This window comes from Corynebacterium striatum ATCC 6940, assembly GCF_000159135.1.
GTDB classification, from domain to species: domain Bacteria; phylum Actinomycetota; class Actinomycetes; order Mycobacteriales; family Mycobacteriaceae; genus Corynebacterium; species Corynebacterium striatum.
The window spans coordinates 128,606-141,442 of record NZ_GG667519.1 but is presented as its reverse complement, the minus strand read 5'-3'; the positions used below and the strand labels follow the sequence as shown (position 1 = coordinate 141,442).

Genomic DNA, 12,837 nt, shown 5'->3' with positions numbered 1-12,837 from the left:
ACTTTAAACGCTCAAGTAAGTGCTCTTACTTGATGATCTTGGTAACGCGGCCAGCGCCGACGGTGCGGGAGCCCTCGCGGATAGCGAAGCGCAGGCCCTCGTCCATAGCGACCGGCTGGATCAGCTCGACGGACATCTCGACGTTGTCGCCAGGCATAACCATCTCGGTGCCCTCAGGCAGCTTGATGACGCCGGTAACGTCGGTGGTGCGGAAGTAGAACTGCGGACGGTAGTTGTCCATGAACGGGGTGTGGCGGCCGCCCTCTTCCTTCTTCAGGACGTAGACGGAACCCTCGAACTGGGTGTGAGGGGTGTAAGCGCCCGGCTTAATAACAACCTGGCCGCGCTCAACCTCTTCACGCTTGGTACCACGCAGAAGCAGACCACAGTTGTCGCCAGCCTCGGTGTAGTCCATCATCTTGCGGAACATCTCGATACCGGTAACGGTGGTGGAGATGGACTTGTCCTGGATACCGATGATCTCAACGTCCTCGTTGACGTTCAGGGAGCCACGCTCAACACGGCCAGTAACAACGGTACCGCGGCCGGTGATGGTGAAGATGTCCTCGATTGGCATCAGGAACGGCTTGTCCAGCTCGCGCTCCGGATCCGGGATGGAGTCATCGCAAGCCTGCATCAGGTCAACGATAGCCTGTACCCACTTCTCGTCGCCCTCAAGAGCCTTCAGAGCAGAGATGTGAACGATCGGAGCTTCCTCATCGTAGTCCTGCTCTGCGAGCAGTTCGCGGATCTCCATCTCGACGAGCTCGATAATTTCCTCGTCGTCAACCATGTCGCACTTGTTCAGTGCAACGAGGATGTAAGGAACGCCAACCTGGCGAGCCAGAAGAACGTGCTCGCGGGTCTGCGGCATCGGGCCATCGGTTGCAGCAACAACCAAGATAGCGCCGTCCATCTGAGCAGCACCGGTAATCATGTTCTTGATGTAGTCAGCGTGGCCCGGAGCGTCAACGTGTGCGTAGTGGCGCTTCGGGGTGGAGTACTCAACGTGGGAAATGTTGATGGTAATACCGCGCTCCTTCTCCTCAGGAGCCTTATCGATCATGTCGAATGCGAAAGCGGTGTTCTCATCAGGGTACTGGTCAGCCAGAACCTTGGTGATCGCTGCGGTGGTGGTGGTCTTGCCGTGGTCGACGTGTCCGATGGTGCCGATGTTCACATGCGGCTTCGTACGCTCGAACTTCTCCTTTGCCACTGTTTGTCCTCCTGGACTCTATGGCGGCTGCAATTTCACAGCCACGTGGTTGGTTAATGCCATTGGCACTTGGAACGAAAATATCCCGAAGCGCTAATGACGCTTTCTTTACGTGCCAGTTACACGATCCTAGATTTATGCCGCAGTTTTTTCAAACTGCCTAAATAGGAGGTAACCCCGCGCATGTAGTGCGGACGTTGACCCTCGACAAGAATCTGATTATGGATCCTGGGAGGGTAACGGCCGGCTCAGCCAACACTCTTTGGTGCGAGTTCAGCCGACCGCTACCCCACCCAGTTCCTCACACGGGGTTACCCCGCCTGAGGCTGGCGTCTACTGGCGAAGACTACCAGCCCCTTGGCAACGGGGTGGTGCGAGGGGGTTGGTTACAAAGCTTGTTTAAGCCTTGTTACCGGTACGCTCCTCGATGATTGCGGTTGCAACGGAGGAAGGAACCTCAGCGTAGGAATCGAAGACCATGCTGAAGTTTGCGCGGCCTGCGGTGGAGGAACGAAGGTCGCCGATGTAGCCGAACATCTCAGACAGCGGAACCTTAGCCTTGACGACTTTTGCGCCAGAGCGGTCTTCCATCGCGTAAACCTGGCCACGACGGGAGCTGATGTCACCGTTAACGGTGCCCATGTACTCCTCAGGGGTAACAACCTCAACGGCCATAACAGGCTCGAGCAGGACTGGCTTTGCCTTAGCAACAGCTTCCTTCAGCACCTGGGAACCAGCGAGCTTGAAGGCCATCTCGGAGGAGTCGACGTCGTGGTAAGCGCCGTCCTCGAGGGTTGCCTTGATGTTAACCAGCGGGAAGCCAGCGAGGTAACCGTACTGCATTGCATCCTGGATACCAGCGTCGACGGAAGGGATGTACTCCTTCGGAACGCGGCCACCGGTGACGGCGTTCTCGAACTTGTAGGTTGCGGACTCGCCCTCCTCCAGCGTCTCTGGGTCCGGGTTGTAAGGCTCGATGGTGACGATGACCTTTGCGAACTGACCAGAACCACCGGTCTGCTTCTTGTGGGTGTAGTCCAGGGACTGAACCGTCTTGCGGATGGTCTCGCGGTAAGCAACCTGTGGGTTACCGATGTTTGCTTCGACCTTGAACTCGCGCTTCATACGGTCAACCAGAACGTCGAGGTGGAGCTCGCCCATGCCGCCGATAACGGTCTGGCCGGTCTCTTCGTCGAGCTCGACGGTGAAGGTTGGGTCCTCAGCAGCGAGCTTCTGGATAGCGGTACCCAGCTTCTCCTGGTCAGCCTTGGTTTTAGGCTCGATGGAGACCTTGATAACCGGATCCGGGAAGTCCATGGACTCGAGGATGATCGGGTTGTCCTTGTCGCACAGGGTGTCACCAGTGGTGGTGTCTTTCAGACCGATAACAGCATAGATGTTACCTGCGTCAGCCTGCTCGACCGGGTTCTCCTTGTTTGCGTGCATCTGGAACAGCTTGCCGATGCGCTCCTTTTTACTCTTAGTGGAGTTGAGCACCTCGGTGCCCGGCACAACCTGACCAGAGTAAACGCGGACGAAGTTGAGCTGGCCGAAGAACGGGTGTGCAGCAATCTTGAAGGACAGCGCAGAGAACGGGGACTCAACGGAAGGCTTACGCGTAACCTTCTCGTCCTCGTTGCCGACAGCGTGGCCGACGACCTCGCCCACATCGAGTGGGTTCGGGAGGAAGTCAACGACAGCGTCGAGAAGCGGCTGGACACCCTTGTTGCGGTAAGCGGTACCACAGAGAACTGGGTAGACCTCGGAGTTGATGGTCATCTTGCGGATGGCTGCCTTGATCTCGTCAAGGGTCAGCTCCTCGCCGCCGAAGTACTTCTCCATGAGCTCTTCGTCAGACTCAGCAACTGCCTCGAGCAGCTTTTCGCGGTACTCTTCAGCCTTCTCCTGCAGGTCAGCAGGGATCTCCTCGATGGTCGGCTCAGCACCGGTCTCCACCTTGCCGCGCCAAGTGATGGCACGCATGTTCAGCAGGTCAACGACGCCGTCGAAGTCGTCCTCAGCGCCGATGGGCAGCTGCAGAACCAGTGGCTTTGCGCCGAGGCGGTCGATGATGGTCTGAACGGTGAAGTAGAAGTCAGCGCCCAGCTTGTCCATCTTGTTGACGAAGCAGATACGCGGAACGTCGTACTTAGCAGCCTGACGCCACACCTGCTCAGACTGTGGCTCAACGCCTTCCTTGCCGTCGAAGACAGCAACTGCGCCGTCGAGAACACGGAGGGAGCGCTCAACCTCAACGGTGAAGTCAACGTGACCCGGGGTGTCGATGATGTTGATCTGGTTGTTGTTCCAGAAACAGGTAACAGCAGCGGAGGTAATGGTGATACCGCGCTCCTTCTCCTGCTCCATCCAGTCAGTGGTGGATGCACCGTCGTGAGTCTCGCCGACCTTACGGTTGATGCCGGTGTAGAAAAGAATACGCTCGGTGGTAGTGGTCTTACCAGCATCGATGTGAGCCATGATGCCGATGTTACGGACCTTGTGAAGGTCCTTAAGCACTTGTTGTGCCACGGTTTTACCCCAACTTATTTATCGTGGACGCCTTGTCCTGGGCGCACGTTTCATCTTCACGTACCCCAGTCCATGCCGCCCGCATGGATAGGTCTTGTTCAATTTTGCCACGTCTTGGACTCATTAGCAGCTTCAGGCCGCTAATTGCCCAGAAAAAAAGGTCCGAGCAACGCTATTTAGTTTGTGTTTCCAGCGCTTCTCTAAGTACAAGAAGTACAGAAGCGCTGTTAAGCGCGAACTTTTACGTTGCTCGGACCATAGGCATACGCCGGTATTACCAGCGGTAGTGCGCGAAGGCGCGGTTAGCCTCAGCCATCTTGTGAGTGTCTTCACGACGCTTCACGGAAGCACCAAGACCGTTGGAAGCATCCAAAATCTCGTTAGCGAGACGATCGATCATGGTGTTCTCACGACGCTGGCGGGTGAAGGTTACCAACCAACGCAGAGCGAGGGTGTTAGCACGAGCCGGCTTGACCTCAACTGGAACCTGGTAGGTAGCGCCACCGACACGGCGGGAGCGAACCTCGAGGTCCGGGCGGATGTTGCCCAGAGCCTTCTCCAGGGTGCCGACTGGGTCGGTACCGGTCTTCTCACGGCAAGCCTCGAGAGCACCGTAGACGATGCGCTCTGCGGTGGACTTCTTGCCATCGAGGAGGATCTTGTTCACGAGCATGGTGACCTGCTCGGAGTTGTATACCGGGTCCTTAACTACAGGACGCTTCGGAGCAGCATTCTTACGCATTGTTGATTACTGTCCCTTCTTTGCACCGTAGCGGGAACGAGCCTGCTTGCGGTCCTTAACGCCCTGGGTATCCAGTGCGCCACGGATAATCTTGTAACGAACACCCGGGAGGTCCTTAACACGACCGCCGCGGACGAGCACCATGGAGCGCTCCTGCAGGTTGTGGCCCTCACCTGGGATGTAGGCGGAAACCTCGATACCGGAGGTCAGGCGAACACGAGCAACCTTACGCAGTGCAGAGTTCGGCTTCTTCGGGGTGGTGGTGTAAACGCGGGTGCAAACGCCACGACGCTGAGGGGAACCCTTCAGCGCTGCGGTTGCAACCTTGGAGCGCTTATCATGGCGGCCCTTGCGGACCAGCTGCTGAATAGTTGGCATAAATCTAGTCTTTCTGTATGACTTCGGCTGAACTGACCGATGCTGCCCAAACACGCAAAAATAGGGGCTCTTTTCCGGGGCCCTTCCGCATGTCCAGAACATCAATCAGCCATTCAAGCCGATTAATCGATCAGACTTTTCGCCCTACATGAAGGCGAAACCTCTTCGAACAATAGCAGCGACACGCAAAACATCCAAATTTCGCCTACCCAGCTTTTCCTCCCATCACCACAGGCAGTCAATCGCACGACGCTTGACGACGCCGCCCCTCACTCGGGGCAGCTGTGACAAATTCCCCGGAACTTTCCACTCCACCCAAAATCGGGCTTTAAGTTTCACCTATAGAGGCAACAATCACAGGCACTAAATAGGCACATACCCTTTCGAACTTTCACCAAACAGGACACTACATATAGGGTCTCGCACTCCAAGACCTCCCATATCTTGTATTTCGTCGACCCACCCCGCCACAAATTACAGCTATGTTATTCCGTGAAGCCCAGCGCCGCGCGGTGGCTTTTCTGCCATCTCGGCTTACTGCAGGTTCTCCCACGTGAATGCGGTCGCCATTGCTTTCCCTATATGCGCGCCTGGGCATGCCATCAGAGCTGGAAAGGCAGCGAGCTTTTCGCTGTACCAGCGCTCCATTTTCATAACGAAGGGAAGAACTACATGGGTTCACGGACCATTAACGTCGCAGATTCCATCGAGGAGTACTTGGGCCGGCGTGATTGGCGCATAAACGCCAATGCCAATCAGGATTTCTCGTTGGGAGGATTGATTCTTAACAATGCGGGCAAAGTAACTGCCAATTACTGGCTGGATGAGGTCTTTTCGGAAGCTGCGGGTAATGCCCACCGAGCAGGTGATATTCATATCCACGATCTAGACATGCTCAGCGGCTATTGTGCTGGCTGGTCACTGCGCCGCGTCCTCGAGGAAGGCTTCGGTGGTGTTCCCGGCACGATTTCCTCGGCGCCACCGAAGCACTTCTCCTCCGCGTGCGGTCAGATCGTCAACTTCTTAGGCACGCTGCAGAACGAGTGGGCGGGCGCGCAGGCCTTTTCTAGCTTCGATACATATATGGCGCCTTTCGTGCGGCTGGATAACCTCAGCTACGGCCAAGTACTTCAATACATGCAGGAATTTATCTTCAACCTGAACGTGCCTTCGCGCTGGGGTACGCAGACGCCGTTTACGAATCTCACCTTCGATTGGCACTGCCCCACCGATCTGCGGGATCAAACCCCGCTCATCGGCGGCGAGCCCGCCGACTTCTGTTACGGCGACTTGGAGACGGAGATGGCCATCATCAACCGTGCTTTCATCGAGGTGATGTCGCAAGGTGATGCCGACGGCAGGCCATTTACCTTCCCGATTCCGACCTACAATATCACGCCGGATTTTGACTGGGATAGCAAGAACGCCGAGGCTCTGTTCACCATGACAGCCAAGTACGGTCTGCCCTACTTCCAGAACTTCCTTAACTCCGATCTTGACCCCGGCATGATTCGCTCAATGTGTTGCCGCCTGCAGTTGGACCTGCGCGAGCTATTAAAGCGCGGCAATGGCTTGTTCGGCTCCGCCGAGTTGACCGGCTCCATCGGCGTGGTCACGCTCAACTGCGCACGCCTGGGCTACCTCTATCGCGGCGACGAGGAGGCGCTGTTGACGCGCGTCGCGGAGCTGGTAGATCTCGGCGTCGACACGCTCGAGCGCCGCCGCGCCTTTGTTAACAAGTGCTTGGAGAAAGGTCTTTTCCCCTATACCAAGCGTTGGCTGCCCAGCTTGGATAACCACTTCTCCACTATCGGCGTCAACGGCTGCAACGAGATGATCCGTAACTTCACTGCCGACACCTACGATCTCACCGATCCGCGCGGCCGCGCTCAGGTATTGCGTCTGCTGGAGCGGGTTCGCGCACTGCTTGTCGACGCCCAGGAAAGAACCGGGCACCTTTATAACCTTGAAGCCTCGCCTGCCGAGGGCGCTACCTATCGCTTCGCACGCGAGGACCTGAAGCGCTACCCAGACATCCTGCACGCTGGCAGCGAAGAAGAACCGTATTACACGAATTCCTCGCAGCTTCCCGTCGCGCACACTCCCGATCCCTTTGCCGCACTCCAAGCCCAAGAGGATCTGCAGACCCAATACACCGGCGGCACCGTGCTGCATCTCTACATGGGCTCAGCAATGTCCTCCGGTAAGGCGTGCGCGAACCTCGTGCGCCGCTCGCTGGAGAACTTCCGACTGCCCTATGTCACCATCACGCCCACCTTTTCCATCTGTAACTCCCACGGCTATATCTCCGGCGAGCATCCGCACTGCCCCGACTGCGGTTCCAGCACTGAGATGTGGACGCGCGTGATGGGCTATTTCCGGCCAGTCTCCAGCTTCAACACGGGCAAGAAGGGAGAGTTCCATGAGCGCGAGTACTTCGACGAAAGGCTTGCGGCCGATGTTTAAGACTGCGCCTTCGTTGCAAGCGCCGAAGCTAAGTTCCAGAACGCAGCTGCCGATTGGCGGGCTTATCCCCTTCTCGGCAACAGATTGGCCAGATCACCTGACCATGACGTTGTTCCTCAACGGCTGCCCGCTGCGGTGTAGCTACTGCCATAACCCGCAGCTGCAGGTCTTTGGGCCGGGAAGCTATAGCTGGCAGGACGCGCTTTCCTTGCTGTGCTCGCGCCGCGGGCTACTCGACGGCGTGGTTTTCTCCGGCGGCGAGCCACTTTCCGCGCCCGGGCTGCCGCAGGCGATAGCCGAGGCCCACGCGGCTGGCTTTAAAGTTGGCCTCCACACGAGCGGCTATCTACCGGGCCGGTTGGACAAGCTCATGGCCCATCCCGAAACACGGCCGGAATGGATAGGCATCGACGTCAAAGCCCTGCCGGAAGACCTACCGCAGGTCACCGGCTGCAGCCGTGCCCAAGCGCAGCGGATGTGGGAGTCCTTCTATCTTTTGGCAGATTATGCGCGGACAGGGCGGCTATCGCTGCAAGCCCGAACCACATTGTGGCCAGGGTCGGGCATCGAGGCACGGCTTCCCGAACTGGAAGAACGCGTTGCGCAACAGGGGCTTAAGCTGGTGCGCCAGTGGGCGCACGACGTCGACAAGCACGGCGTCTACTGCGGGGCGGAAGCTACTGCCATACCCACGTAAAATCGGCGTCGGCGGCGTGCTCGGAGAAGTAAACCTTCTCCTGCGCCTCCCAGGTCTCGAACCACTCTGCGTAGTGCGGATCACGCTCGATGGCTCGCTCATAGCGCTTTTCGCGCGGGCCGTCGAGGCGCACCGTAATCACGGTGCCGCGCTCCTTAGCCGCAGCAATGTTTTCCGGAGTAACCGCACCGACGCCCTCCACGATGAGATCGTCGCGTGCATCCAAGCTCGCCCACTCACCCGGCGCACCGGCCTCCCAATCCCAGCGCCAATAGCCGGGATTGGTCTCGCGCAGCACCTGCTCGGCAACCATCCGGGAGCCCTGTTCAAGCCCGTGCCAACCGGGATAGAACTCGTCCAGGTGCACCACACGCCAGCCTGCTCTATCAGCGAGGGCGGCGCAGGCCCACGTCTTGCCTGCACCCGATGGCCCATCTATGAGCACCGTCACCGGCTTGAAGGGTTTCTTGCGCGTCGCGGCAGCCTTGATGACATCCTCGATGAGGCGGTCGAGCTGACTGTCGAAGTCCATGCTTCGTGGCCCTTTCGTCTTATAGACCGAAGAATCTCCAGGAATCTGTAACTACCGACGCTACCACCGGCACCGCTGCCAAAAGTGAACCGGCTAACATGATGAGCCAATCTTTCCTACTCACACGCGACTCGCGCGCCCACGTGCGTGACGGCGAGTACAGCGGAGTACGTCCAAAGCCGCGGGCCTCCATCGCCGTCGCCAGCTTGCCGCCGCGACGTAGCGCGACTACCAAAAGGCCGAAGGACATCGTAAGCAAATGCTTAACCTTGCCGCGATCCCCCAATCCCCGCGCCCTCCGGGCACGAGCCATGGAATCCCAGTCGTCTCGAAACAGCGTCGCCATGCGCACACCGGCGACCGCGCCAATAACAAAACGCGAAGGCAGGCGAAGGTTCTGCGCCAGGGCGTCGCCTAAGCGTGTGGGATCAATGTCGCGCGCGAGGACAATCATTGGCAGCGCTACCGCGAGCACACGCAGCATCATTGCCACTGAAAGGGTCACCGAGTTCTCCGAAACCACGATGAGCCAAAGCCGGAAGTAAACCTCTCCGCCCTCGGCGCCATACAGCAGCATCGAAACGCCAGACAGTGCGGCGAGGATAAACAGGAACCATCCGCTTCTTATGAGCTTTCCCCAACTGACTCCACACAGCGGCGCAAATACGAAGGTGATGACCAAAGAAACCGCGGCGGAGACCCAATCCACCGAGAGAAACAACGGCAAGGTCAGCGCCAGCATAAGGTAAACCCGCGTCAATGGGTTTACGTCGGACAAGATATTAGGCACGCGGCACCTCCACCCGGTGGTCGCCGAGAGCCGCGATGAAGAGGGGGTCGTGGGTTACCGAGGCAATGGTCACTCCCTCATCGCTTAACTCGCGCAGCATCCACACCAGTTCCGCGAAGGTCTGCGGATCTTGACCGAACGTCGGCTCATCAAGCAAGAGCACCGTCGGTGCGCTCACCAAAGCTGTCGCCACCGAAAGGCGCCGTTTCTCTCCGCCCGAAAGTGTGAAGGGGTTGGCGCCAAGCAGCTGCCCCAAACGCAGGCGCTCCACTAGTTCCGCGATGCGCTTTTCTGGGACCTCCTCGCCCATCACTCGGGGTCCCACGCGTAGCTCATCGGCAACGCTGCGCGCGACGAATTGATGTTCTGGGTTCTGAAACACGTACCCAATGCGATGCGCGAGCTCGCGCGACTTCCACGTTGCCGGGTCTCCTTTGAGGCCACGGCGCACGTGCTCGGCGACGCCCACCTCACCCGAAGTATAAGGAAGCAGTCCCGCCATGGTTTCCAGCCAGGTAGTCTTGCCAGCACCATTGGGGCCAGTCACCACGGTTGAAGCTCCCGCAGGAAGCTCAAAAGTCCGCGTCGGACCAAAGCGGGTAGCCAAATCCTGCGACCACATCGCTGGCTCAAGGCTGGATACTTCTTCTAGAACGCGGGCCTGCGGCAGGGTGGGCATCGCTTGGGCACGGGCTTCTAGGACCTGCTCGATAGGCGCGTCTAATGCGACCTGCCCATCCTCGATGAGTAGTCCGCGTTGAAGCAGGTGACGCCATCTATCTGGCTGGTGCTCAACCACGATGAGCGTGGCCCCGGTGCGCTCCACCAGCTGGGTCACCGCACGAACCACCGAATCGGCGCCCTCTGGATCGAGGTTCGCCGTGGGCTCATCCAACAAGATGAGCCCGGCGCCCATCGCCATGACGCCCGCCAAAGCGAGGCGTTGCTTCTGGCCACCAGACAGACGTGCGGTGGGATAGTCGTGTGGAAGATCGAGCCCGACCACCGATAAAGACTGATCGACGCGACTCCAAATCTCGGAGCGCTCAAGGCCGAGGTTCTCGCAGCCGAAAGCAACGTCATCGCCTACGCGGGAGGAGATCACCTGGGAATCAGGATCCTGCAGGACCAGCCCCACGGGCATGCCTTCGCCAGGCCACTCACCATTGCTAGCGGTAGCAGCTCCGAAGAGCTGGATCTCTCCTACCTGCTCGCCTTCCTCGTCGCCACCGAGCACTCCGGCAAGAGCCGCCAAGAGCGTGGACTTGCCAGAACCAGAGTCGCCGCACAGCAGAATTTTTTCGCCCGGCTCGACGTTGAAAGTAACATCCCGCAGCGCCGACTCTGCGCGCCCGGCATGAGTCCAGCCAAATCCTTTAACGCGGATGCCTGTTCCAGAAACCATTCTTGAAAGCGCTTCTTAAGCCTCGCGGCCGGCAGCAAAACGGTCGAGCGCACCAGTGGCTGCTAGCGCCTTAACCGTGAAGTAGCCCAGAACGCCGGCCAGGATCGCACCAGAAAGGCCGGTGCAGACCAAGTAGATAATGTTGTATTCAACGGAGCGGGCTAGGTGGCCGGACGTGAAGAGCTCCAAAGTCCATGCACCGACGCCGGCGGCAAGGCCAGCGATGGTGGCAACAAGCAGGTTAAAAGAACGGTAGGCAAAGATGGCGAAGACAATCTCCACGCCGATGCCTTGGGCGAAGCCAGAGAGCAAGGTTGCCGCGCCCCACTGGGAACCAAGAGCTGCGGAGACGCAGGCAGCGAGCAGCTCCACGAAGAGCGCCGCTCCCGGCTTGCGGATGATGAGCCCACCGAGCACTCCTCCCAGCAACCAGATGCCAGAGGCCAAACCGCCCAGGCCAGGGGTAAAGGCATCGAGAGCCTGGTAGCCGGCATAACCCGCGGTGTTCCAGAACAAGAAAATCAGGCCACACGCCACGGACAAGACCGCGGCCACGACGATGTCGACGACGCGCCAGCGGCGGTTGGACTTTCCAGCCGTGTGTGCAGTGCGTGCCGAAGATGCAGGTGTAGTAGACATTTTCCTCCCTCGCGCCGGTATTACCCGGATCAGGTGCAACGGTTCCCATATGTGGGGTCTCAGCCTTCTCCCTCGCAAACTACTGCGTTTGTTGTTCCTTAGTTACGGTCTAAAGAGGGAGAAAGCACCCGTGTTCGCTGTGTAATTAGATAATTTCGTCAACTTGGACCCACTAATGCTAGCAAAAGTAGAAAAGCCTCATGTAAATGAACTACGCCCCGCTTTCCGGACTGAGTTAACTCTAAATGGTTTGGGCCGTTGCAAGGGCTTGGTTCCGATATTGCATCGGGGCCAGGCCCTTGAATTGTTCCTGTAGTCGGGTCGTGTTGTACCACAGGATGTAATCATCAATAGCTTGGCAGAACTCCTCGACACTGTTGAAGTAAGCACCGTGGTACATCTCAGATTTCAAGTGACCGAAGAAGTTCTCCATCACTGAGTTGTCATAGCAATTGCCTTTCCAGGACATTGCCTGCACGCCACCAACGGTTGTAATCAAGTCACGCCAGCTGGCGTGCTGGTACTGGAAGCCTTGGTCGGTGTGCACAATGAGTCCTTCACCTGGACTAAACAGGGCAATGGCATCCGATAACGATCTTGATGTGAACTTGGTGTTCGGTGATGTAGACAGCGTATGAGCCAAGATGGTTCGGTCAAACAGATCCATAATCGGCGATGAGGTTACCCTCGTTTACCACTATCTGACAATAGAAAACGATCGGCCGTTGGCCCTGGCAATCCTTGCGGACTGTCAGGGCCAACGGCCGATAGTGTTTTCTAATCGGTGGGAAGACTATGCCCTTCCCGTGGCGAGGAAGTGCGGGCCTTCAATCAGCCCCGCACTCACGACTACTTGGAGGAGCTAGAAGAGCCGGAGGAACCAGCGCCTGGAGCACAGGCGTTAACTAGCAAACCCAAAGCGAGTGCGCCAGCCGCGGCAAGTGCAATTGCGCCGCCGATTCGGCCGGCCTCTGGGCTAGCCTTCTTCAGCATCAGGTCGATCTGGCCTAGTTGCTTTGCCAGCGGTTCGTTATAGATTCCCAGCTGCTTCTGAAGCTCGATGTTCTTCTGAGCTAATTGGCGATTGATGCCATTAATCCTTGCAGAAACCTGCTCTACCATTGGGGACAGGCCCGGGATATGCATTTGGGAAGCCAAACCAATAGGCAACAGCAACAACAGTGGCAGGCCAATACCTGCAGCAGCCGGTGCGCAGCGCTGCCAATCAATGTCGGAGGAACCTCCTGGAACCTTGGTATCCGGGGACTCAGCATCCGGTTTCTCGACTAGGTCAGCAACGCCATTGTTGTTCTTGTCGGTTACACCGGTATCGCCAAGGCCGTCACCGTCTTTATCAGTGACCTTTCCTTCAGGAACATCGGACTCGTCCTTGTTGGACTTGCCGTCACCGTCGGTGTCCTCATCACCATCATTGGTGCCATC

Annotated in this window: 10 protein-coding genes and 2 pseudogenes; 2 read left to right on the top strand and 10 right to left on the bottom strand. The window is 58.0% G+C overall.

Annotated features, from left to right (window positions below):
* Nucleotides 1-25: 25 nt before the first annotated feature.
* The 4 genes from tuf to rpsL form a co-directional block, all read right to left on the bottom strand.
* Nucleotides 26-1,216 carry an elongation factor Tu gene (tuf, locus tag HMPREF0308_RS00560; protein WP_005527719.1) on the bottom strand — a complete coding sequence of 397 codons (1,191 nt, stop codon included), beginning with the start codon at nucleotides 1,214-1,216 and terminating at the stop codon, nucleotides 26-28.
* Nucleotides 1,217-1,615: 399 nt separating this feature from the next.
* The gene (fusA, locus tag HMPREF0308_RS00555; protein ID WP_034656509.1) at nucleotides 1,616-3,745 is read right to left on the bottom strand and encodes an elongation factor G; all 2,130 of its coding nucleotides are present in this window, start codon (nucleotides 3,743-3,745) and stop codon (nucleotides 1,616-1,618) included.
* 274 nt (nucleotides 3,746-4,019) lie between these two features.
* A complete protein-coding gene (gene rpsG, locus HMPREF0308_RS00550) occupies nucleotides 4,020-4,487 on the bottom strand; it encodes a 30S ribosomal protein S7 (RefSeq protein WP_005527716.1) in 468 nt (155 codons plus the stop codon).
* Nucleotides 4,488-4,493: 6 nt separating this feature from the next.
* Entirely contained in the window at nucleotides 4,494-4,865 is a 372-nt protein-coding gene (gene rpsL / locus HMPREF0308_RS00545; protein ID WP_005527715.1) for a 30S ribosomal protein S12, read from the bottom strand.
* A gap of 672 nt (nucleotides 4,866-5,537) precedes the next feature.
* Here rpsL and HMPREF0308_RS00540 point away from each other — a divergent pair.
* Together HMPREF0308_RS00540 and HMPREF0308_RS00535 are read left to right on the top strand one after the other, a co-directional pair.
* Complete coding sequence (locus HMPREF0308_RS00540) at nucleotides 5,538-7,331, top strand: ribonucleoside triphosphate reductase (RefSeq protein ID WP_034656508.1); 1,794 nt, start codon at nucleotides 5,538-5,540, stop codon at nucleotides 7,329-7,331.
* Nucleotides 7,324-8,028, top strand: a complete 705-nt coding sequence (locus HMPREF0308_RS00535; RefSeq protein WP_005527711.1) for an anaerobic ribonucleoside-triphosphate reductase activating protein — start codon at nucleotides 7,324-7,326, stop codon at nucleotides 8,026-8,028. Before HMPREF0308_RS00540 ends, HMPREF0308_RS00535 begins: the two co-directional genes overlap by 8 nt.
* On the opposite strand, the gene HMPREF0308_RS00530 is transcribed toward HMPREF0308_RS00535, so the two are convergent.
* From HMPREF0308_RS00530 to HMPREF0308_RS13815, 6 genes and pseudogenes are all read right to left on the bottom strand, one after another.
* Nucleotides 8,009-8,560 (bottom strand): nucleoside/nucleotide kinase family protein, encoded by a 552-nt coding sequence (locus HMPREF0308_RS00530; protein WP_005527710.1) that lies wholly within the window; start codon nucleotides 8,558-8,560, stop codon nucleotides 8,009-8,011. The genes HMPREF0308_RS00535 and HMPREF0308_RS00530 overlap by 20 nt on opposite strands.
* A 19-nt stretch (nucleotides 8,561-8,579) precedes the next feature.
* Nucleotides 8,580-9,350, bottom strand: coding sequence for an energy-coupling factor transporter transmembrane component T family protein (locus HMPREF0308_RS00525; RefSeq protein ID WP_034656507.1), 771 nt, complete (start codon nucleotides 9,348-9,350; stop codon nucleotides 8,580-8,582).
* A complete protein-coding gene (locus HMPREF0308_RS00520) occupies nucleotides 9,343-10,755 on the bottom strand; it encodes an ABC transporter ATP-binding protein (RefSeq protein ID WP_005527708.1) in 1,413 nt (470 codons plus the stop codon). The genes HMPREF0308_RS00525 and HMPREF0308_RS00520 overlap by 8 nt, the downstream gene beginning before the upstream one ends.
* Before the next feature lie 15 nt (nucleotides 10,756-10,770).
* Nucleotides 10,771-11,394 (bottom strand): ECF transporter S component, encoded by a 624-nt coding sequence (locus HMPREF0308_RS00515; protein ID WP_034656506.1) that lies wholly within the window; start codon nucleotides 11,392-11,394, stop codon nucleotides 10,771-10,773.
* Nucleotides 11,395-11,635: 241 nt separating this feature from the next.
* Nucleotides 11,636-12,085, bottom strand: a pseudogene (locus HMPREF0308_RS00510) (transposase); the annotation flags it as partial.
* A 158-nt stretch (nucleotides 12,086-12,243) separates the two neighbouring features.
* Nucleotides 12,244-12,837: pseudogene (locus tag HMPREF0308_RS13815) on the bottom strand (hypothetical protein); the annotation flags it as partial.